Source organism: Chryseobacterium sp. P1-3 (assembly GCF_000738495.1).
In the GTDB taxonomy this organism is placed as follows: Bacteria; Bacteroidota; Bacteroidia; order Flavobacteriales; family Weeksellaceae; genus Chryseobacterium; species Chryseobacterium gallinarum.
Genome location: NZ_JPEQ01000013.1, coordinates 59,928 through 82,769, shown reverse-complemented (window position 1 = coordinate 82,769; position 22,842 = coordinate 59,928). Strand labels below are relative to the sequence as shown.

The 22,842-nt window shown below is 37.8% G+C and carries 19 protein-coding genes and 4 pseudogenes; 9 read left to right on the top strand and 14 right to left on the bottom strand.

Going from position 1 to position 22,842, the window contains the following annotated elements; genetic code table 11:
- Nucleotides 1-2,247, top strand: a complete 2,247-nt coding sequence (locus HX13_RS17295) for a T9SS type A sorting domain-containing protein (protein ID WP_174441956.1) — start codon at nt 1-3, stop codon at nt 2,245-2,247.
- A complete protein-coding gene (gene recO / locus HX13_RS17290) occupies nt 2,247-2,933 on the top strand; it encodes a DNA repair protein RecO (RefSeq protein WP_050022110.1) in 687 nt (228 codons plus the stop codon). The genes HX13_RS17295 and recO overlap by 1 nt, the downstream gene beginning before the upstream one ends.
- Nucleotides 2,934-2,983: 50 nt before the next feature.
- On the opposite strand, the pseudogene HX13_RS17285 reads toward recO, so the two are convergent.
- The 4 genes and pseudogenes from HX13_RS17285 to HX13_RS17270 form a co-directional block, all read right to left on the bottom strand.
- Nucleotides 2,984-5,656: pseudogene (locus HX13_RS17285) on the bottom strand (MGH1-like glycoside hydrolase domain-containing protein).
- Nucleotides 5,657-5,768: 112 nt separating this feature from the next.
- Nucleotides 5,769-6,557: a glucose 1-dehydrogenase gene (locus HX13_RS17280; RefSeq protein WP_128572477.1), complete on the bottom strand. Its 789-nt coding sequence runs from the start codon at nt 6,555-6,557 to the stop codon at nt 5,769-5,771.
- Between the two features lie 73 nt (nt 6,558-6,630).
- Nucleotides 6,631-7,104 (bottom strand): GNAT family N-acetyltransferase, encoded by a 474-nt coding sequence (locus HX13_RS17275; RefSeq protein ID WP_050022109.1) that lies wholly within the window; start codon nt 7,102-7,104, stop codon nt 6,631-6,633.
- A gap of 2 nt (nt 7,105-7,106) precedes the next feature.
- A complete protein-coding gene (locus HX13_RS17270; RefSeq protein ID WP_050022132.1) occupies nt 7,107-7,724 on the bottom strand; it encodes a DUF1684 domain-containing protein in 618 nt (205 codons plus the stop codon).
- A gap of 128 nt (nt 7,725-7,852) precedes the next feature.
- On the opposite strand from HX13_RS17270, the gene HX13_RS17265 reads away from it, so the two are divergent.
- Nucleotides 7,853-9,436 (top strand): GMC family oxidoreductase N-terminal domain-containing protein, encoded by a 1,584-nt coding sequence (locus HX13_RS17265; protein WP_050022108.1) that lies wholly within the window; start codon nt 7,853-7,855, stop codon nt 9,434-9,436.
- A gap of 2 nt (nt 9,437-9,438) precedes the next feature.
- Here the strand turns inward: HX13_RS17265 and HX13_RS17260 are convergent, their stop codons facing one another.
- The 3 genes and pseudogenes from HX13_RS17260 to mqo all read right to left on the bottom strand — a co-directional run bounded on the left by HX13_RS17260 (nt 9,439) and on the right by mqo (nt 12,292).
- The gene (locus tag HX13_RS17260; protein ID WP_050022107.1) at nt 9,439-10,305 is read right to left on the bottom strand and encodes an AadS family aminoglycoside 6-adenylyltransferase; all 867 of its coding nucleotides are present in this window, start codon (nt 10,303-10,305) and stop codon (nt 9,439-9,441) included.
- Between the two features lie 7 nt (nt 10,306-10,312).
- Complete coding sequence (locus tag HX13_RS17255; protein ID WP_050022106.1) at nt 10,313-10,714, bottom strand: hypothetical protein; 402 nt, start codon at nt 10,712-10,714, stop codon at nt 10,313-10,315.
- A gap of 71 nt (nt 10,715-10,785) precedes the next feature.
- Nucleotides 10,786-12,292 (bottom strand): annotated as a pseudogene (gene mqo, locus HX13_RS17250) (malate dehydrogenase (quinone)).
- Between the two features lie 488 nt (nt 12,293-12,780).
- Here mqo and HX13_RS17245 point away from each other — a divergent pair.
- The 3 genes from HX13_RS17245 to HX13_RS17235 are packed head-to-tail and all read left to right on the top strand — an operon-like array spanning nt 12,781 to nt 15,508.
- The gene (locus HX13_RS17245; RefSeq protein ID WP_128572476.1) at nt 12,781-13,887 is read left to right on the top strand and encodes a hypothetical protein; all 1,107 of its coding nucleotides are present in this window, start codon (nt 12,781-12,783) and stop codon (nt 13,885-13,887) included.
- 12 nt (nt 13,888-13,899) lie between these two features.
- Nucleotides 13,900-14,721 carry a hypothetical protein gene (locus HX13_RS17240; RefSeq protein WP_050022104.1) on the top strand — a complete coding sequence of 274 codons (822 nt, stop codon included), beginning with the start codon at nt 13,900-13,902 and terminating at the stop codon, nt 14,719-14,721.
- A gap of 10 nt (nt 14,722-14,731) precedes the next feature.
- Complete coding sequence (locus tag HX13_RS17235) at nt 14,732-15,508, top strand: hypothetical protein (protein ID WP_050022103.1); 777 nt, start codon at nt 14,732-14,734, stop codon at nt 15,506-15,508.
- A 41-nt stretch (nt 15,509-15,549) separates the two neighbouring features.
- Here the strand turns inward: HX13_RS17235 and HX13_RS17230 are convergent, their stop codons facing one another.
- Entirely contained in the window at nt 15,550-16,590 is a 1,041-nt protein-coding gene (locus tag HX13_RS17230; RefSeq protein ID WP_050022102.1) for an NAD(P)H-dependent glycerol-3-phosphate dehydrogenase, read from the bottom strand.
- Nucleotides 16,591-16,814: 224 nt separating this feature from the next.
- Here HX13_RS17230 and HX13_RS26465 point away from each other — a divergent pair, with 224 nt between their 5' ends.
- Both HX13_RS26465 and HX13_RS17225 read left to right on the top strand, forming a co-directional pair.
- Complete coding sequence (locus HX13_RS26465) at nt 16,815-17,051, top strand: hypothetical protein (RefSeq protein ID WP_410493156.1); 237 nt, start codon at nt 16,815-16,817, stop codon at nt 17,049-17,051.
- Nucleotides 17,035-17,840, top strand: a pseudogene (locus HX13_RS17225) (M23 family metallopeptidase). Before HX13_RS26465 ends, HX13_RS17225 begins: the two are co-directional and overlap by 17 nt.
- A 360-nt stretch (nt 17,841-18,200) precedes the next feature.
- Here HX13_RS17225 and HX13_RS17220 read toward each other — a convergent pair.
- The 6 genes and pseudogenes from HX13_RS17220 to HX13_RS17200 form a co-directional block, all read right to left on the bottom strand.
- Nucleotides 18,201-19,376, bottom strand: coding sequence for an MBL fold metallo-hydrolase (locus HX13_RS17220; protein WP_050022101.1), 1,176 nt, complete (start codon nt 19,374-19,376; stop codon nt 18,201-18,203).
- A 14-nt stretch (nt 19,377-19,390) separates the two neighbouring features.
- Nucleotides 19,391-20,045: pseudogene (locus HX13_RS17215) on the bottom strand (NAD(P)-dependent oxidoreductase).
- A 59-nt stretch (nt 20,046-20,104) separates the two neighbouring features.
- The gene (locus HX13_RS17210) at nt 20,105-20,515 is read right to left on the bottom strand and encodes an Rrf2 family transcriptional regulator (protein WP_050022100.1); all 411 of its coding nucleotides are present in this window, start codon (nt 20,513-20,515) and stop codon (nt 20,105-20,107) included.
- Nucleotides 20,516-20,580: 65 nt separating this feature from the next.
- Nucleotides 20,581-21,231 (bottom strand): hypothetical protein, encoded by a 651-nt coding sequence (locus HX13_RS17205; RefSeq protein WP_238555454.1) that lies wholly within the window; start codon nt 21,229-21,231, stop codon nt 20,581-20,583.
- On the bottom strand, nt 21,197-21,568 hold the full coding sequence (locus tag HX13_RS24705) for a hypothetical protein (RefSeq protein WP_238555453.1): 372 nt from the start codon (nt 21,566-21,568) through the stop codon (nt 21,197-21,199). Before HX13_RS24705 ends, HX13_RS17205 begins: the two co-directional genes overlap by 35 nt.
- A 104-nt stretch (nt 21,569-21,672) precedes the next feature.
- A complete protein-coding gene (locus tag HX13_RS17200; protein WP_228377599.1) occupies nt 21,673-22,125 on the bottom strand; it encodes an FKBP-type peptidyl-prolyl cis-trans isomerase in 453 nt (150 codons plus the stop codon).
- Between the two features lie 228 nt (nt 22,126-22,353).
- On the opposite strand from HX13_RS17200, the gene HX13_RS24700 reads away from it, so the two are divergent.
- Nucleotides 22,354-22,812, top strand: a complete 459-nt coding sequence (locus tag HX13_RS24700; RefSeq protein WP_050022098.1) for a hypothetical protein — start codon at nt 22,354-22,356, stop codon at nt 22,810-22,812.
- Nucleotides 22,813-22,842: the final 30 nt, after the last annotated feature.

Genomic DNA, 22,842 nt, shown 5'->3' with positions numbered 1-22,842 from the left:
ATGAAAAAACTTTCTCTAATTTCTCTTGGTATTTTAGCATCTTTGCAGTTTACAGAAGCACAGGTCATTTCATCAAAAAAATGGGCGGATCTTTTCTCCTACAACAATGTCTTAGCAATGAAAGAAGACAATGGAAAAATAATAGCCGCCACAGAAAACGGAATATTCTATTATACGATATCAACAGGAGAAATTACAAAGTTGTCTAAAGCAAACGGGCTGCATAACATTGGGATAACAGCCTTTGATTATAATCCACAGACCCAGACAGGACTTATTGGCTATGAAAATGGTTCTATGGATGTAATCACACCCCAAGAAATAAAATATATCGTTGATATTCCTATTGCTACTGGTTATAATGGTTCCAAGAAAATCAATCACATTTCCATAACAGGAGATCAGGCTGTCATTTCTGTAGGCTATGGAGTATCCATATTTAATTTAAAGAAGAAAGAATTCGGAGATTCTTCCTTTTTCATTACCGGTGGTGTGTATGCAGCAAGCAACGAAGCCACAATATTTGGAAATAAAGTATATTCAGTAACAGATACCGGCCTGAAAAGCCATGAATTGAACACCACTTTCCCTGTATATTCCACTTGGACAACCGAAGTTCCCGGAGTATTCAAGCATATTGATTCGGAATCTGAGTTGGTATTTTCGTCTGATACAGCTGCATTTATGTACAATAATGGTACTCCGACTCCACTGCCTGTCAATTTTGGAAATATCCGTGATGTCGTAGTGACCGCTAATAATATTGTGGTAACCGACAACCGGATATACACATTTGGAAACAATGGAGTTTCATTAGGAGCAGTAAGTCTTGGTGAAGACTGTAATACAGCAATAATGACAGGCGGAAAAGTATTGGGAGGAACTATCCTTTCAGGGATAAAAGATGAAAGCAACCATACTTATAAGCCTTCGGGTCCTTATTTTAATTATGCATACAAAATCAATTTGTATGATGATAACCAAATGCTTGTATCTAGCGGGGCAAGGATTGCCAATTATAACTTTCCAATCAATAATCCCAAAAGACCAGGTTTTTATTATTTTAATGGTACAGAATGGATTTACCCCTCCTACTTCAATAATAATGCCTACCGAATAAATGTTCTGGATGCTATTAAAAATCCTCTTGATAATAATGAAGTATTCTTTTCAAATTATACCATTACTGATCAGGGAGTTTATAAAATGAAATATAATGCATCAAATAAGGATTTTGAGATGGTGAAGTATTATAATTTAGGGAGCATTCCATCTTACCGGCGTCCTGTAGGTTTTGCCACCGATCCTCAGAATAATATTTTCATCTCTTTCGGTTTTAATGACGGAAGCCCTTCAATAGGAATTTATGACAAAGCTGCAGATGATTTTATTATCAAAAAGATTGTGCTTGCCAGTGATGCCATCCAAACCACCTTCTTTTATAAGGATATGCTATGGACCCCTTTACCTAAGTCTAATAATTTCTGGGTATATGATTATAAAAATGCAACTAACCTCTCCGATGATACCGATATTCTATTAACAGAGTCGAACGGGCTTACAACGGGGACTTTATCAGTAGCTATCGACAAATCCGGGGACGCCTGGATTGGGACCTACAGCGGAATCAAAGTATTATCAAACGCAGCCACAGAAATAAAAGCTCCGGATCCTAAACTGGAGCCCATTGTTATTGAGCAAAACGGTATTGGCGAAGAACTTTTCAGGAATTCCCAGATTCTTAAAATAGAAGTGGATGAAGGAAACCATAAATGGATTTCCGTAGAAGACGGAGGCGTATATTACATGTCTCCTGATGCGCAACAAACTATAAAACACTTTACAAAGGAAAATTCACCGCTTCCTACCAATAGTGTTACCGATATCAAAATAGATAAGAAAACAGGTAAAGTATATTTCGTAACATATAGCGGAATTGTAACCTACCAGGGAGATGTTGCAGATGTTACCTCCAATTTCGGCAATGTTGTGGTTTATCCAAATCCTGTGGTATACTCCAATTTTAAAGGAAAAGTTACCATTAAAGGTCTAGCGGAAAAAACAAATATCAGGATTGTAGATGCAGCAGGAAATGTAGTTCATTCGGCAGTAGCGAGAGGAGGATATTATGAATGGGACCTTAATAATCAAAAAGGGATCAGGGTTGCCTCGGGGATTTACTTTGTTTTGATGACTAATGAAGATGGTTCTGATAAAGCGACAGCCAAAATAGGAGTAGTCAATTAATGAATTCACAAAACGGTTTTTTACTTTCGTTTATCAAATATGGGGAAAATGATGCTGTCCTGCATTGTTTTACAGAAGAGGAAGGCTTTCAGACTTACTTTCTGAAAGGGATTTATTCCAAAAAGAATAAAAAGAAAGCTTTTTTGCAGCCGTTAAACAAATTAAATTTCTTTATAAATCCGGTAAAAAGCGGGGGCATATGCTCCGTTACAAAATTTGAACTGATAAAGAACAATGATGTTTATACTGATATAAAGGCCAATACGGTTATCTTTTTCATTTCAGATTTTTTGAATCAGGTTCTTAAGTATGAAAATAAAAACCTTAGTATTTTTTTCAGTATTGAAAGGTTCATTGAAGAATTAATGGGTAAAAATTATCAGTCCCACCTACTTTTTTTACTTAGTTTATTAAAAATTCAGGGAGTGGCCCCATTAGTTGGTGAAGGGAAATTCCTAGATCCGGAAACCGGGACTTTCTCTGCAGGAATGACTCACCAGCTTTTCAACGAAGAGATTTCCTTAATTTGGAAACAAGCTCTCAGTATCGATAATATGTATACTATTAAAATACATTCTGCCGCACGAAAAGATTTCTTAGACAGCTTGTTAGTGTATTATCATTATCACATAACTGATTTTAAAGTACCGGCTTCACTTGAAGTGATCCAGCAGATTTTTGAATAGTAAGAAGGGTGATAAGCAAGAATTGGATTGTTGAATCCTTTTTTATGTTCTTATTCCTTGCTGTCCCTGCTCACATTTCCCGGCATTTCAGTTTCAGATTCTGCGATTTCCTTTTTGGAGAACCTTGGCTGTAAAATCTTTGCAATAAGCCCTGTCCATCCTGTTTGATGAGAAGCTCCTACCCCACGCCCACTATCGCCATGAAAATATTCATAAAACAGAATGTAATCCTTAAAATCAGGATCGGTCTGGAATCTATCATATTGCCCGTTCACAGGCCGTTTACCATTTTCGTCCCTTAAGAAAAATTTTTGCAAGCCTTCGGCTTAAAGAATCGGCAATTTCATCCAAATTAGAATAATTACCGCTTCCGGTAGGATATTCAACCAGAAAATCAGGACTATAATAAAAGAAAAAACGCTGAAGACTCTCGATAATTAAAAAATTAATGGGAAACCATACTGGCCCACGCCAGTTGCTATTTCCCCCGAAAAGTCCGCTGTCACTTTCGGCAGGTGTATATTTCACCGAATATTCAATATCGTTGAAGTTTAATGTATAGGGATTTTGTTCATATTCCTTAGATAATGCTCTCACTCCATATTCACTCAGGAATTCGTTGGGATTAAGCATCCGGCTTAACAATCTTTTCAGACGGTGGCCTCGAAGCAGAGATAATAAATGTTTGGAATCCTGCCCTTTAACTTCCCATCTGGAAACCAAAGCAGCCAATTCGGGTTTATTGTCCAATACCCATTTCATTCTCTTTTTAAAATTTGGCAGGTTTTCAATCATTTCATCATCAACCACCTCTACAGCAAACATAGGGATAAGCCCTACAATTGTCCTTAATTTTAAATATATATGAGTACCGTCACTGGAGGCAATAGCATCATAAAAAAAACTCATCTTCATCATCCCAAAGGCTAAAATTTTCATCCCCCATATTATCCAGTGAATTAGCAATAGACAGGAAGTGATCGAAAAACTTCATAGCCATCTCTTCATATACATTATTATACAAAGCCAGCTCCAATGCTATTCTCATCATATTCAGGGCAAACATTGCCATCCAGCTTGTTCCGTCTGATTGTTCCAGCTGTTCCCCATTGGGAAGTACAGAATTTCTATCAAAAACACCAATATTGTCGAGCCCTAGAAAACCTCCTTCAAAAATATTATTCCCGTTGACATCTTTCTTATTAACCCACCAGGTAAAATTCATCAATAATTTCTGGAAAGCACTCTCCAGAAACTCCAGATCCGGTTTCCCTTTGAGATACTCATCAATTTTAAATACCCTGAATACTGCCCAGGCATGTACGGGAGGATTGACATCACTGAAATTCCATTCATAAGCCGGAAGTTGCCCGTTGGGATGCATGTACCATTCAAACAGGAAAAGCTTCAGCTGGTGTTTGGCAAAATCAGGATCTATCAACGAAAAACTGATGGTATGAAATGCCAGATCCCATGTGGCATACCACGGATACTCCCATTTATCAGGCATCGAAATAATATGCTCATTATTAAGATGCTTCCAGTCATAATTTCTTATTTTATCACGGGTTTTTGGAGGGGGTAATTCTGCCGGATCGCCTTTTAACCATTTTTCCACATTATAATGATAAAACATTTTATTCCATAGCATTCCTGCAAATGCCTGTCTTTGTATCATCTTTTCGTCTTCGGAAATGATGTCTTTCTGAATATCAGTATAAAACTCATCTGCTTCCCGGACTCTTAATTTAAAAATTTCATCAAAGTCATGGAACGGCTCTTCCAGGTCCTTATCTGAAATCCGGAACTCAAACGTCTTTGACTCTTTAGCTTTAAAAACTTCATCTATATAAAATGATGCTTTAGTCCCGGTCATTTTCGGATTAATTGTCTGCGGATTTCCGGTCATTACAAAAACATTGATCCCGTCTTTACAATATTGAGTTCCATTCTCTGAATGATAAAGTCTTTCATTATTCGTTTCATTATCACAAAACAGAATTGGTAAAGATTCTTTTGCATATACTTTTTTGATATCAAGGGCCCGATGGTTTACATAAATATGATTATTCTTATCTCCTGACAATTGCGGTTTATAATCATCATATCCCCAATTCCAGGTATTTCTGAACCACAGGGTTGGCAATACAGTAAGGGGTGCTGCCTTTTCAGATTTATTGATAATGGTAAGTTTTACCAAAATATCATTCTGGCTTTCTTTGGCATATTCAATAAAGATATCAAAGTATTCATTGGTATCAAAAATTCCTGTGTCAATCAGCTCGTATTCAGGTTCGGTTTTATTTCTTTCTGCATTAATACTGATCAATTCTTCATAGGGAAAGGCATTTTGCGGGTACTTGTACAGCATCTTCATATAAGAATGTGTAGGAGTAGAATCCAGATAATAAAAATATTCTTTCACATCCTCGCCATGATTTCCCTGTTCATTGGTAAGACCAAAGAACCGTTCTTTTACCATGCGATCTTTTTTTATTCCAAAATCCGACGGAAAAAACCAACTGCTGAAGGTCATCACATATTCCGCAGATTCCTTCTTCGCCCCATCTGTAGGTTTTAGCCTCTGCTGTATCATGTGTTGTATAATTCCAGGCATCACCGTTTTCACTATAATCTTCACGCACCAGTCCCCATTCCCGGTTACTTACGTATGGTCCCCATTTTTTCCACGAAATATCTGAAACTCTCTTTTTTTCTGACATGATAAACTGTTTGTACAATTGTAAAATGTATTGATAATAAATGACCTCGGTAATGTCCTTCCAATGACTGACATCAGAAGCAGGCCGTTTCTACCCTCCCGTAGAAAAACTCTCAAAACGTGGTCATTCCGCCATCAACAAAGATGCTGGCTCCTGTAATATAGTCGGAAAGATCACTGGCAAGAAACGCAGCTAAATTCCCTATATCCTGCGGTTGTCCGATTCTGTTATAAGGAATAAGGGTAAGGAGCGAGCTAAGTGCTTCAGGAGTCTTCCAGGCATTCGTATTGATGGGGGTCTGGATAGCTCCGGGACAAATAGAATTAACGCGGATTTTGTCTGCTCCATACTCCTGAGCCAGGGTCTGCATCAACATTCTAATAGCTCCTTTACTTGCTGCATAATTCGCATGTCCGGCCCAGGGAATAATTTCGTGTACAGAACTGATATGGATGATTTTTCCGCAAGCAACAGAACGTGAAGGGACTATTCCCCTGCGTAAAAATTCTTTGATTGCCTCTCTTGCACAAAGAAACTGCCCTGTCAGATTAACTCCTATCACAGCATTCCACTGCTCTAAAGTCATTTCCGTAAATTTTGCATCTTTCTGGATTCCGGCATTATTAATGAGAATATCTACTGTTCCCAATTCTGCTACTACATCCTGAAACATGCGGACAACCTGATCTTCTTTAGAAACATCACATTGATAGGTAATTCCCTGCCCACCTGAGTCTGTAATTTCTTTCAAAACGGCTTTTGCTTCTTCCAGAGACCTTTCTGAAGAATGATTGACAATAACTATAGCACCTGCTGAAGCTAATGATTTTGCAATTCCTGAACCGATTCCACTGGAAGCCCCGGTTACTAAAGCAACCTGATTGTGAAGTGATATTTCCATATTTTGAATTTGATGTTACTCAAAGTTATAGAAAGAAATCAGCAGTAAAAAAAATTTAGATCTAAAATTTTTATTAAAGTTTTTTGTACATCAGATACTGAAGGCCACTTCTTCCGGCCCTGGTTTTTCCATCATAGGAATATCCTGTCCGGGTATAAAGATGATAGGCAGATTGGTTTTTCTGATTAACAGCCAGTACAATTTCATTGCAGTTTCCGAAATGTTTTCTTACAAAATCATCAACCTTCATCATAGCTTCTTTTCCGATACCCCTGCCCTGCATAGCAGGATTTACGGATAAAGACCGTATCAGGACTGCATGCTCATTGTCTGTCATATCCAATTTATCTTTTCCAAAATCAAGTACAAAAAAGCCTGCAGGATTTTCATCCTCCAATATGATGATGGGAAAGGCATCCTTCCCGTTCCGAGCCTTTATATTTTCCAACGCCTGTTCTACTGATGCTGTAAAACGCAGCTGATCTTCGTCCAGAACATAATTGATTCCGGAAAAATCACCAGGATTAAAAAATTTCAGACTTACCATAATTAATGATGATAAATGTCCTGATACATTACACCGGCACGTATTTCCACAGGAAGTTTGTTTTCCTCAGGAACAACAGGACAATTGTAGTCATAAGCATTATATGCACAATATGGCTGATAAGACTGGTTAAAATCCAGCACAATGGTATTCCCTTCCGGAATTCTCAGATCCATATACTTTCCTCCGCCATAGGTTTCTTTTTCATTGGTCGCATCACGGAACGGAAGGAAAAGATAATTTTTATATTTCTTCTGTTTGATTAGATCCAGGCTTTGATATAATGTCAGGGTATAAAGTTTACCATCCAATGTAAATGTTGCTTTACCATATTCCTGATAAGATTTTGTCTTTCCGGAAGAGGTAGGAAGATCAAAAGGTTGGGTATCTTTTGATTTGATAAATTTTGCATTTATCCTGTATTTAGGATCAAATGGAAAAAAAGGATGACCTTTAAAGTTTTTAAAGTTGTCTCCTCTTAACGGAGTCTCTTTTGGATTAAAATATTCAGCATTAAGTTCTTTCTGAAATTTCCGGACCTCTTTCTCTTCCTTTGAAAGTGCCTTTTGAGAAAAAGCCCATAGTGGAAGGAGCAAAAAGAGTATTATATATTTTTTCATAGGTTTAAAATTATGAGTAAAGCTATGAATTTCCATAACAAAAAAGTTAAAATTGTAATAAAAAATATAATCTGTTTTAAATAAATAAGAACTTGCTGATCTAGCATACTTTTTGGAAAATACAGCACATGGACAGAAAAGAATTCATCAGGACAAGCGCATTAGCTATATCAGGTTTTTATTTCCTTCATTCTGAATTATTCCGGGCTGCAGAAAGGAAAAATTTTCAGATAAAAGAGAATTTTGATGTTCCGATTGTGATTATCGGTAGCGGATATGGAGGTGCAGTATCTGCCCTGCGTCTCTGTGAAGCCGGAAAAAAAGTAATATTACTTGAAATGGGCCTGAATTGGGAAAAAGCAGGAATTCCGTTTTCAAACCTTCTGAAACCAGGGAAAAGCTCCGCCTGGCTGAAAAAGAAAAGCATTGCTCCTTTTATGAATATTTTTCCTTTAACTCCTTTCACCGGAACGCTTGACCGGCTGGATTTTGAAAACATAAATATATGGGTAGGAAGAGGAGTTGGCGGGGGCTCACTCGTTAATGGAGGAATGGCAGTAACGCCAAAAGAAAACTACTTCAAGGAAGTTTTCCCCGATCTTGATGCAGAAAAGTTCTACAATTATTATTTCCCATTAGTGCATAAGGAACTCAAAGTAAATATTATCAGTGAACAATTTCTGAAGGATTGTCCCTATTATAAATTTACAAGAGTAGGTGAAAAAGAGGCACATAAAGCAGGTTTTAAAACCATCAGGGTTCCCAATGTATATGATTTCAGGTATATGGAAAAAGAATTCCGGAATGAAGTTCCAAGATCTGCCCTTAACACAGAAGTAATCTACGGAAATAATTACGGTAAAAACAGCCTGGATAAAACCTATCTCAAAAAAGCACTTGAAACCGGCAACCTTGAAATCCTTGACCTTCATCGGGTGGATACCATCCGGATGAATACCGACAAAAGTTACACTTTACAGGTTCAGCAGACCGATACAGCAGGGGCTACCATTGCTCACAAGATATTCAACTGTAAAAAGCTTGTTCTTTCGGCCGGTACTATGGGAACTCTGCAACTTTTATTGCATTCCAATGCAATACATGATCTTCCCCTTCATAAACATATCGGAAAAAACTGGGGTAATAACGGAAACTTTATGACCGGGAGAAACTGGGTAAAACCATTATCGGGAGGAACCGGTGCCAAGCAATCTACAATCCCCGTTGGCGGCATTGATAACTGGGATGATGCTGAACATCCTTTTTTCACAGAAATTGCTCCTTTACCCATGGGAATGGATGTTGCCACGGCACTATATTTATTGATCAATAGAGTTGATAAAAAAGGTGAAGTTTACTATGACCCAACCAATCAATCCCTTAAATTGAACTGGGATAAAAGCAATACAGTAAAAATGAGAGAAAATGCCCGGTACTTTGTAAGAAAGATGAACCAGGCCAATGGTGGAACCAGGAGCCACTTTCTCTTTCACAACGGCTTCGGGCCAGATATATGCTATCATCCGCTTGGTGGCTGTGTATTAGGAGAATCTACTGATGAATATGGTAAATTAAAAGGTCACGAGAATCTGTACATCCTGGATGGATCATTAATTCCCGGAACTATTGGTGTAAATCCGTTCGTGACGATTACTGCCATTGCTGAATATTGTATAGAAAATCTGATCAGAAAAAATGAATTTTCTGTATAAAATCATGGTAAAGCCCTTACTTCAGAAAGATAATTCCTGATATCATTTTCTAATTGCTCAGGATAAACAAATCCAAGCTTTAGAGCCAGATCAGTTGCCAGATTATGAACCAGATCTGCAAAGGCGAATAAGGCGATCCAGTTCTCTTCAATATCACTTCCAGAAAAGGTAGACTCAATGTCTTTCCATATGTTTGCCGGAAGATATTTTTTAAAAAGTCTGCCATGTTTATTCGTCGTTATATTGTGCCAGCTATGAAGATTTGCAATATACCATTCTATCAAAGGAACCAGATAATCTGTTCTGAGAATATTTTCAGACATAAATTTGGCATAGAAAATATCGCCACGTTTCAGGCATTTCGCTACATAGGTAGTATCCCACCAGAAATCATTTATCAGTTGTCTGAATTTTTGTTCATCTGGCTTTTGGATCATGATAGACTGATAAGTGGGAGCTTTTATATTTTCAGTCAGGTTATCCTTATCTATCAAAACCCTATATCCAAGATCCCAATCATCAGGCAGTACCTCCAGATCAATATCTTTCAGAAAATCCGCTACCTGATACAGCTTAAAATCCACCTTGACATGGTCTTTGTATAAAACCATCTTCATGGCATGTTTTCCGTCAAAAACCGTATCATCTTCTTCAATCATAGAAATGGGTTCCCCGAAAAGATCAAGCCATGTATGATCAGCTTCATAGACACTTCTGTTCTGAAAAACAAGTTCTATATCCAGGTCACTGAAATCATCTACAGGAGCATGAGGATTCACTAATGAACTGGTAAGTAAAGCAGCCCGGATATCCGGATTATTTTCACACCATTGTATAATTTGTTGAAGCTTTTCTTCTCTTGTTATCATACCAGTGTTAATAAGATTCTGATATTTTTACACGATAAACATCAGAAGAATTTCTTTTAATGGATGCTACGAAAAAGCCCCCTTCTTCCGGAATAACTTCTTTTAAATCAAAACTCTTACAATCTTTGGGAAGTCCGGAGAATATAAGGGTAAACCAAAAATCCTTCATAAAAGGAACAGGCGTCCAATATGGGGAAATTGAAATATTTTCAGCATGAATCAATTTACTCCTGTGATCAGACTGATTATCAAAAAGATAAGTTGAATGCCAGATCCTGATGAGATTGCCTAAAAATGGAGATGCCGGGAAACAGCAATGTACAATAACCTGTTTCTCCTCTTCTGTTTTTGTCTGAAGAGACTCCAGAAGCTCTTTAGCTATCACCGGTTTTACAACTACTTCTTCCACGCTTTTCTATAGATAATAAGTGACAGGCAATGAGTAATGCTATCGTGCTTATTACTCATTGCTTATTACTGTTAGTATTCTAATTCTAATTTTTCTTTTGTATAGTCTCTCAACTCTTTGGTAAGTTTCGGATGTTCAGCTAATTTTTTACCGTAAGACGGGACCATTTCGAGAAGCTTGCTTTTCCATTCTCCATGAAGCTTTTCAGGAAAACATTTCTCAATAACGTTCAGCATCGCATGTACTGCCGTTGAAGCTCCCGGCGAAGCCCCCAATAGTGACGCTATTGTTCCTTTCTGGTTAACAACCACTTCCGTTCCGAATTCCAGCTTACCTCCTTCTTTCTCATCTTTTTTGATGATCTGTACTCTTTGTCCGGCTACCTTCAATTCCCAATCTTCTTCCTTCGCATCTTTGATGAACTCTCTCAGGTGTTGTATCCTTTGAGATTTGGTCATCGCTACCTGCTGGATAAGATATTTTGTTAATGGAATATTATGCCACCATGCTCCAAACAGGGATCTTAAGTTTTTGGTATTCACACTTTCCGGCAGGTCAAGGTAGCTTCCTTCTTTCAGGAATTTTGTTGAAAAACCTGCAAAAGGACCGAAAAGAAGAGCCTTTTTACCATCGATAATCCTAAGGTCAAGGTGTGGAACAGACATAGGAGGAGCATCTACTGTAGCCTGCGTATAAACTTTAGCCTGGTGTTTTTCCACCAATTCCTGGTTGTGGGTTACCAGCCATTGTCCTGAAACCGGGAAACCACCATATCCTTCACTTTCCTTAATATCTGAACTATCCAGTAACGGGAGTGCATATCCTCCAGCTCCGATAAAGACAAAGTCTGCAACGACTTCCTGTTTATGGTTATGGATTCTGTCTTTTACTTTCATCTCCCATTTTCCGTCTTCTCTCGGATCGATGTCTTTCACTTCGTGGTATAAAAATACTTCTACATTGGAATCTTCCAGCAAGTGTCTCCCCATTTTCCTGGTCAATGTCCCGAAATTAACATCGGTTCCCATATCCATTTTGGTGGCAGCCATTACCTCAGATTTATTTCTTTTGCTCATTACCAGAGGAATCCATTCTCTCAGTTTCTCATGATCTGTGGAAAATTCCATTCCTTCAAAAAGAACGGATTTACTCATTTTATCATAACGTTTTTTTAAGGTATTCTGCGTCTTTTTCACCAAATACAAGGCTCATGTGCGGGCAAGAATTGATAAAATCTTTGGGTTCCTGAATATATCCTTTAGTCAGCAAATAAGCCCAGAATTGTTTTGAAATTTCAAATTGTTCTGCAATGCTTTCCGCTTTTGTAATATCTATTGTTCCGTCAGGTTTTTCGGGAGTATAATTAAGCTCACAAAAAGCGGAATGTCCTGTTCCTGCATTATTCCAGGCGGCTGTACTTTCTTTGGCAAATCTTCCAAGTCTTTCAAAGATAGCAATTTCAAGGTTCGGATCAAATTCATGAAGCAGAGTCGCTAATGTGGCGCTCATGATTCCGCCTCCTATCAGTACAACGTCATATTTAGGTTTTGGAGTTCTGCTTGTAAGCGATTGTGACATAATTGTAAATTTTAGTTCAAATTTCGGGAAAAGTTTTAAAAAGAAAAACCTGTTTCAAGATTTTAACACGTTATTTTTTGAGAGAAAAGCACTTCTTGATTATACAACAGAAAGTCATGGAAAGTATCAATAAAACATCATTGAAATGATTAATGACCATTCCTATGGATTTAAACTTTTATCTTTATTTTGACCGTTATAATTCACTGGCAGGAAAATAATTTCCCATAAAATTTTATGTTCATTTAAGTTCGCGATTTAAAATACTTTAGCCATAATGATTTTCATTAAATATTTAATCACTCATTTTTGATAAATATTATCAATTAAGTTTAAAAAAATCACAATGAATTGATAAATCATTAATACTATAGACAAAAATCTAGATTAAAATCATAAAATAATCATTTTTTATACGTACCTTTCAATTGATTTATTACCATATTCCTGTGTAATTAAATTAAAATTATTTCGTAAACATACTAAAGATGAAAATTGTTAACTTTCTAAGTACACTTTTCGCGACAGTGGCTTTGGCCCAAAGCGGAAATGTAGGGATCAACACGTCCACCCCGGATCCGAGTGCTATTCTGCACATCGAAAATTTCAATGGAATACCAGCTACCGCCACAGCTACCATATCAGGAGGTGCCGTAACCGGTATTACCATCAGCAATGGAGGTAGCGGATATACTTCTGCCCCTACTGTTAATTTTTATGGTGGAGGCTCCATTATAAACGGAGGCTCTAAAGCCCGCGCAACAGCCACTATTTCCAATGGGAGCGTAACAGGAATTACCATTAACAACGGAGGAAGTGGCTATACTACTGCCCCCACAGTTACCTTGGCAGGAGGGAATAAGGGTCTTTTATTCCCTAATCTGAATATTGCCAGCCTGAACAGTACAACTTCACCGGTAGCTTCACCGGCCAACGGACTTATTGCCTTCAATGGAGGAGCCAACAGCAATAATAAAGCACTGCATGTGTTCAACAGTACAACGAATCAATGGCAAAGTACTATTGACGCGGAAAATACACCTAAAGTAGCTTATCTCGATTTCACAGGGAATTTATCAGCACTGGATAACGCGGTAGCAGGAGCCAGGGCTTTATTAGTGGTAAACCCTCCCGCAATCTCCGGCGTATCCAATATTAATGGTTTTAAGGTAGTACAAAATACTTCTTCGGGAGGATATTCCCTGGTTCTTCCCCAAGGAAATTATCTGGTAGAAGTTAATCTTAATCTCAATTCTCCTCAGGAAAATCCCGCAGGTCAAGGGGGAACGGCTCCTCTTTCGGGAAGCAGTTATTATCTGATGGGGTATTTTATTGATTTTACCAACGATACCTATAATAATTCTACCAATACGTTTACCGCAGGATCCAATACCCGGAAAGAAGTGCCTATCGTATCTAAGATCAATACCAATCACCTGGCTACCTGGTCTTATTATTACAGTGTACCTTCCAATGCCAATGGCAATATTATCGGAGGACTTAGATTATACTTAGGCAGAATGCAGAACAGTACATTTTACGATCTTGTTAACGTTATTCCTACCGGATCTTATATAAAAATATCCCAACTTTAAGAAACATTCAAAATGAAAAAAAGTTATATCCTGCTACTATTCACTATAGTACAGACCTTATGCGCACAAGTTGCAATCGGGAAAACTACAGTTAACAGTTCTGCTGTTCTGGATGTATCCCAGTCTACCAATAAAGGAATTCTTCTTCCAAGGGTGGATATTGTAGATATATTAAGCAATACATCACCTGTCAATAACCCTGCTGAAGGACTTGTAGTGTACAATAAAGGAAATTCCATCAGCCCGGGGCTATATCTATGGAAGAATAACAGATGGACTCAGCTTGCAGATACTTATAACCTTGTAAGTTACATGATTCTTCAGCGGACATCTGATTACACGATCCTGGGAAATTTCGCTAACGGGACTTTCAAGAACTTTACAGATGCGGCATTTACTGTAGTTTCCAATGATATCGGAGCCTCTTATAATGCAGCTTCCGGAGTAATTACACTTCCCGGAAACAGTGGTTATCTCGTTAACCTATGCCTGAATATAAGAACAGCCCTGGAAAGCACTACAGCAGGCATCGGAGGGACTCCTGTTCACCTGCACCAGTATATGGTAAAGCTGGTAGATCCTGTCACCGGAACTCAGTACGGTAAAACGATCAGCATTAATGCACAATCTATAGCCAGTAATAAAACGCATACCCTCAATCTTAGCTTTTCTTTTGTGGCAACTTCAGCAACTCCTATAACTTTAGTTCCAGCGATCGCCCATGATGCGGGAGGAACTTATCAGTCCGGTTCCGGAGGAACTACCCCTAATAACGGTGAAATCATTATCACCAATGCAAAAGTTGATATCCAAAGATCAGCCCTTAACCAATAATCTGTTTACAATGAAAACCTATATTTATATTGTTTGTCTGTTAACCGCACTCTTGAGTTCTTCTTTAAACGCTCAGGTAGGCATCAATACAAGCACCCCTAATCCAAGTAGTGTTCTTGACATTAACTCTTCCAACAAAGGAGTTCTTTTTCCGCAGTATGATCTCACAGTACTCAACAGCACCTCAACACCGGTAGCCAATCCAACAGACGGCCTTATGATTTATAATAAAGGCGGAGCGTCTACTTTCCCAAAGGGATACTATGTATGGATCAGAAATCAGTGGCAACGAGCCATTCTTTCAGGATCAGAGCCACAGACCATGTCCCTGATCATCAACCCTGGAGTTCTTATTCCTACCGGAAGTACCAATAATACATTAACCAACTTCACCGTAGCGGCTAACAAAATAACTGGCGCATCTCTGGGAACAGATGCTTCTACGATAACCTTACCGGCAGGCACTTATATCATCCGGTATTCTGTAGATTCAAGTAATGCCAATAACAATAACGGAACGGCCAATACTCAATATTTGTCCCAAAATTTTACGTGCACAAGATCCTACCTGATTAATGCAGCCACCAGTGCTACTATTACGGAAACTAACAGAATATGCCAGCTATCGAGCTCTTTTACTTTTTTTCAGGGGAGTTATTTTTTAACACTTACAGCCCCTACTACCCTCCGGCAAAAGTTTGAATTTGATACCGGAAACGGATTTACAGCCAGCAACCTTAATGTAAGATCTTCATTTACTCTGGTCATCACAAAAATGAGCTTATAGTGGAAATAAGAAAGGCTGATCATAACAGATCAGCCTTTGTTTTAATTCAATTTTGCCGTCAGCTTTTTAAATTGCTTCTCTGCATTTTTACCTTCATACAGGATGGCATATACGGTATCAATAATCGGTAGTTTAAGATTTTTCTGCTTTGCCGTTTTATAGATGGAATCTGCAGCATAATATCCTTCTGCCACCATATTCATCGACTGGATTGCAGATTTCACGGTATATCCTTTTCCGATCAGGTTCCCCAGATTTCTGTTTCTTGAGAAAAGGGAATACGCAGTTACCAGAAGATCTCCCAGGTAAGCACTTTCATTCACATCCCTGGGTGCTTCATAAATGGCTTCGAGGAAAATTTCCATTTCACGGATTGCATTGGAAACAAATACGGCTGTAAAGTTGTCACCATATCCCAGTCCGCTTGCTATTCCGGCACCGATCGCGAAAATATTTTTAAGAATGGCACTGTATTCATTTCCTAAGATATCCTTACTCGTTTGTACCTTGATAAAATCTGAACTGAAAATTCTTTCCAGTTTTTCAGCAGTTGCTTCTTCTGCGGCTGCAATAGTAAGGTATGAAAGTCTTTCCATCGCCACTTCTTCAGCATGACAAGGCCCTGCAATGACGGCCTGGTTTCTGAAGCCAATTTTAAATTCATCTCGTAAATAGTGCGCCACTACATCATTCACTTTAGGAATAATCCCTTTGATTGCTGAAACAAATATCTTCTCTGAATAATCACAAGTCATTTTATCCAGGGTATCGGAAAGATAAATAGATGGAGTCGCCAAAACAATGACATCACAGGCCGAGACCAGTTCGTTAATATCCGTTGTCAGTTTTAAACTTTTAAGATTAAAATGGGCTGCCGTAAGATAGGTCGGATTATGTCCGCGAAGCTCAATAGCTCCTTTTACAAATTCACTTCTTACACACCAGTGTACCACTTTACAGTTTTCAACAAGCATTTTAACGATAGCAGTTGCAAAGCTTCCACTTCCTACCACCCCTACAGAAACATCGCTTTTATTCTTTTTTGGATTTGAAGATTCTGAAATAATTTTCTTTTTAGCCATAATTCGAATGTGAACTGCAAATATATTAAAACATAGATTTAACAGGGCCCCCGGAAGCATGATAAAAGCCATTTTCTGAAAAAATTAACACTTCCACACAATTAAACATTTAATTAAACGTTAAATACAGAAAAAACTGAATTTTAATTAAAGATAAGTCTTAAAAATTATTTTTAATTAAATTTGCAATCCAAAACCGTTTTAAACATACTAAGAGAGGAAATATGAAAAAATTTCTAAACAGTAAAAAGAACGTAAACATTCTCCTTGGAGGACTTTTACTAGTAGTTTTTGCTCAGGGTGTCTTTATTGCCAAGTTATTTTCTGAAAGGGATGACAAAACATATGAAGTAAACCTTGTAAAAATAAACACTGAAAAAGACAGTGTTGATTATTTAAAAATGAAAACTGATCTTAAAATTGGTAGATCAGACTGTAGGCCAGCTGAATTCTTTCCTTAAGTCCAAGGATATTACCAATGAAAAACTGATGATGCTGAACCAGGATAGTATTTCAAATTCTATTTATCTTTCCAAACAAGCCAACCGGTACAGCCAATACCTGATGGATCTGCAGCAAAAACTGATGCAGGTTCCTTTGGGAATGCCTACTGATGGTTATATTTCTTCCAATTTCGGAGTGAGAAAAAACCCTATACCATTTAAAACCGTTTATGCTTCGGTAAAAACACATGCGGCAACAGAAACCAGATCTATCCCTGCAGCGGCTCCAAAACCGGAAGTAAAAGCTGAACCCGTTGAAAAAATCGTAGAGCTTACTGACAGTTACGGGAATAAAAGGGAAGTAAAAGTAATGGTAACTCCCAAAGCGGCTCCTTCTGCACCTGAACCAGCTGTGGCAACAAAATCTGTAGCCGGCAATACAGTTTCTAAAAATATTCCTGTTGAAAGAAACAATCCTCCTGCAGAAGCTGATCAGATGCAGTTTCATAAAGGACTGGATATCGCAGTTGCTTACGGCTCGGATGTGAGGCTGCCGCCGCCGGAACGGTAATTTTTTCCGGCCAAAAAGGAGGATACGGAAATTGTGTTATCGTTTCCCACGGAAATGGATTAGCGACTCTTTATGGGCATTTATCACAGCTTGTTTCTAAGGTAAATGATAAAGTAAAAGTGGGCCAGGTTATTGCTAAATCAGGAAATTCCGGCCGTTCTACCGGACCTCATCTCCATTATGAAGTACACAAAAACAATACTCCGGTAAATCCGAAACTGTTTATGAATCTATAAAAAAAAGCTGCCTCACAATGAGGTGGCTTTTTTTAAACTCCAGAGATGAGTACACAGATTTGAACGAAACTCTGTTGATATTTATTGCACTTTCCTGTGATAAAAAACATACATAAATGATCTCGCAGATTCAGCAAATTACACAGATTTCACAAAAATTGCACGATCTTTGAAACTGCGGGGGGTTATTTCAGCATAAAATTTTTAAATCCTTTTCATATGACTTCAATAAGCTAAGTTAAATCAGATTGCCGCCATGGACTTAAAGAATATAAACTAAAAAAAACGACTGCTTTGACAGTCGTTTTTTTATTATATCCAGATAAGAATCTGCATAACTGATGATATCGGCACAATCTCTTACTGCATAATCTTAAGAGTTCCTTTCAGATGAGTAAACCTCCCATCTTTTCCTGCAATATTTGTATACAAAATATGCTTATTATAATCCTGTACATGGGTAACATTGAATCCTGATTCAGGCTCGTGCCAGTACACCATAAAAACATTTTTTGCCACTTCTACTGCCGTATACTCTACTGTTTCAGTACTTCCTTTTGAATTTCCCGAAAGCCCCCGGAAAGTCATTGTTTTATTATCTTTAAAATCAAGAAGAAACTTTACCGTTCCAAAATCCACTTCTACTTTTCGTCCGATGGCAGGATATGGTGATTTCAGATCCCAATCCATTTCACCGTGAAAAACTTTCACTCCCATTTCCAGCTCGTTTTTTCCTGGCAGGTCTGGATATTTTTTTACCATAAAATCTACCGCTGCAGGAGTCGTTTGATTTTCTGTAACTGCTTTTTTATAGTTTTCAAGATAATTCTTCACAAAATCGAGGGACCGGGGAGACAGGGACAGTTTGGCAAAATGAGAAGGGACAACCTGTTCAGGATTTAGTGCCTTCATAGCATCAATTTGCCCGATCCATTGTTCAATTGCCTTCACGTTCTGAGTATCGGCCATCCACAGGTGGGAGTCTACTGAAACCGAGATACCACCTGCAACTGTTTTCAAAGAAGGAATCCAGAGAAAGCTGTGTGCCGGATCTTCCGGATTTTGTTTGATTTCGATGGTATTTCCTTCCAGTTCAGGAATAGAGGTAACCGCTTCCGGAATGATAATCTCTGAAGGTGCATCGGCTTTCAACTGTGGTTTCCATACAGCCATCTTTTCGTCTTTTGAAGCTGATATAAGGTAAGCGGTTTGTGCTGTAGAAATGATTTTTACATCCGGAAAGGCTTTTCTGATCACATCCAGCCCGAAATAAAAATCAGGATCACTATGTGAAATAAAAATAGTTTTCAGGTTTTTCCCTGTTGCTTTTATTTCTTTGACCAGTTGTTCTGCATATTGTTTCTGAAACTGGGCATCAATAAGAAGGGCATCTTTTTCTCCATAGATAATGGTGGAAGTTATAGGAAAAATGGCCTTGGGGCCAGGGTTATACACTTTTATTTTCAGATTTCCTGCCCAAACAATGTTTATAACCCCTAACAGGACAGCCAATGATAATAATTTCTTTTTTAACATTTTTGTGGTTTTAATTAATATGCTGCTGTAAAACGTTCGCGGATATGGTTATTTTGTTCCAGTTCATCTACCAAAACCACAGCTACATCTTCTACTGAGAGGCGGCTTCTTCCGTTTTCATCAAATACCGGAGTTTCCAATGATGTCCTGTATTTTCCTGTCCGTGTTCCTACATTGGCCTGATTCATTTCTACTGCAGGGCTAAAAAAATGTCCAGTCCAGCGTATTGTTTTCTTTAATTTTATTCAGGTAATCTCTTGCTGCCGTTGCTCCCGGTTTGTAAGCATCCGGAAAATCAGGTGTATCTACAATCTGTACATTATCCGGTGTATAAAGGCTTCCTGCCCCACCCACTACAATCAGTCTCTTCACCCCAGATTGCTCTACGGCTTTTTCAATATTCTCAGATCCGTTTAAGAAATCATGGTAAAGATTAGGATTTGTCCAGCCTGCATTAAAAGCACTGATAACCGCATCATTTCCTTTCAATGCTTCAGCTAATTCATTGACATTGTTTACATCAATGCTTTTTGCCGTTACATTTTCCTGTGTTTTTACCTTCGAAGCATCTCTTACTAAAGCTTCAACAGCATAACCCCTGTCTACAAGTTCTTTTACTATTTGTGTTCCTACAAATCCTGTTGCACCGATTACTGCTACTTTTTTCATATTGTTTTATTTTAAAATTAAATTGTAATAATTTTTATTACATTTATGGTTAAAAAATTTTACCCGAACTGATCTGCGAATTCCTGTAATGATTTATTTCCTAAAAAATTGACTACCAGCTGATCTGTTTCTTCAAATAATGTATTTAAATGGGCATTGATTTCTTTTCCAACACTACAAGCCGGGTTCGGGTTTTGGTTTTTCTTTCCTAAGACCTCCGTGTTTTTTACGGCTTTGTAAATCTCAGAAATACTGATCAAATCTGCAGACCTGGCCAGTTGACTTCCTCCTTCTTTACCTTGCCTGCTGATAATAAGGCCTGCTTCTCTCAATACGCTGATTTCCTTCCGGACAATTACCGGGTTTACATTAATACTGCCTGCAATCCAATCAGAAGTTAACCACTCCTGAGGACTTTTCGCCAATAATGTCATGATATGTACTGCCGTAGCAAATCTTGTATTGTTCATTATAATTATAGAGCAAAGGTACACATTTTTTTTAATTGTAACAAATTTTATTACAATTATTTTTTTTAAAGAATCAATTTATCCAAATCAAGCAGCAGATAATTGATGTTCTGATTAATGGTTCTTGTTGCAGACTGCATCTGATTAAGCATGGCAGCGCGGTTGTGAAGATCATCAGCCCTGTAATACCCTCCGTCACTGAAAATGACAGATTGATCTGCAGCCTCTTTATTATCATCAAACTGATAATGAAGCCACCTCATTTTCATATTCCCGATAATGGAACGTTCTTCCCTGTTGGAAAATTTTTTCTCTGTATACATATACCAGATGAAGGGTGGAAAATTAGGAGATTCCAGTTTTTCTTTCCAGATATCCCGAAGCAGGTTTCGCTGATGAATAAACTCTACTTTTTTTCCTTTTGGATTAAGGGTTGCCAATCCAAATCCTGCTCCCAATATCCCTCCACCAATATCAATGGCATTACTCCAGCCTTCATCATGCACAATTCCGCCTGCTATGGAAGCAGCAGCACCGGCAACGATAGAATATAAAATCAGTTTGTTGTTTCTGGATGAATTGAGGTTATCCACATAATTTCCGATCTGGGCAACTCTTTCTCCTTCACAGTCAAATTCTGCTGCCACAGCATCCAGTTCGGTGAGTGCAATGGTAATTTTACTATTTATCTTGGTTTTCAGTTGTAATACTTTCACCTGTGAAGCCAGAGATGAATCTTTTTTTAAGTTCGATAATCTGATGAACTTCATCCAGATTATCCAATGCATTTAAAATTAAAATACTTTGATCGGAAAACATTCCTTTCAGCTCTTTATTGGCTTCTAAAATAGAGTCTGAGTTGTAAGATGGTATTCTGTTGCTGTAATTGTATTTAAACGGAGCCTTACAATAGCTGTCTTTCAGGGTAAGTATATTCTGCTGAATAAGCTGATTCTTCTTGGAAACGCAAGAAGTCAGCAAACCGAAAACAATAAGAAAATAAAAAAAGTTTTTTTCATTCAGTCGTTTTTTTGTGCAGGTGATTAATTGCATCCGGCTGTCATTCCTTCCGTTTACAATTTATCAATACGAATATAAAACAAATAAAAAAATTTACCTGAAATCAGATAAATTTTTAAGTTATTTTTAAGTTTGGTTTATTTTATATCCAGCAATTCCACTTCAAAAACAAGAGTACTGTTGGGTCCTATTTCTTTACTGATCTGCTGGTCCCCGTAAGCCAGATGTGGAGGGATAATCAATCTCCATTTACTTCCTACCGGCATTAGCTGAAGTGCTTCTGTCCAACCAGCAATCACCCTGTTCAAAGGAAAAGATGCCGGGGTTCCCCTTTTTACAGAGCTATCAAAAACCTTTCCTGCAATGGTAGTCCCGTGATAATGGCATTTTACAGTAGACTTAGGTCCGGGTTTTGCCCCGTCTCCTTCGGTAATGATTTCGTATTGCAAACCACTTGGCAATTGAACAACACTTTCTCTTTTACCATACTCTTCCATATATTCTTTACCTTCTTTCAGGTTTTTTTCTGCCAGTTCTTTTTTACGTTTAAATAACATATCTGCTACTCCCATATTGTAATTTTTTGACAAAGATACTGCTTTTTGGATTCAGGTTGAGAGTAAGGTTGAAACGGGATAAAAATTAGGAATAATTGTGGTTAACGAAAAAATATTAATAATCAATAAATTACGCAAAAACCATATACTATCAAGTGTTTTCTCCTTTTTTAATTTTTATTTTCATCAAAATTCAAATAATTGTAATACTGTGTTAACACAAATCCCACAACTTGGCGTTATAATTGGATTTAAAAACTAATGCCAAATCCATTACAATATAATAAGAGGTTTGATGAGCTGAATGAAGAGGAGAAAAAACTTCTGGACATCAATAAGAAAACAATAGCGGATTTTGTTGAACAATCCTCTTCCATCAGTGACGTCAATTATGCTACCAGAAATGCCCATGCTAAAACTTATGCGGTAGCAAAGGGAACATTTTGCATTCAACCTGATATTCCGGAATTCCTGAAACCTTTTTTAGATAAAGAAAAATTTGATCTGACCATACGGTTTTCCAATGCCCAGCTTACAATTCAAAATTCGAAAAAAGACATACCTGCTTATGGATTTGCTGTACAGATCAGGGATGAAAATGGTGGTTTACTGGCCAATTATCCTTTAGTGAATTTCCCTTTATTCCCTGTTAATTCGGTTTCTACTTTTCTGAAACTCTTTACTGCTGTCAATAAGTTTTATATTAAAAAAATGGAGTAATCTGTTTACGCTGTTTGTTCAGGCAACTAA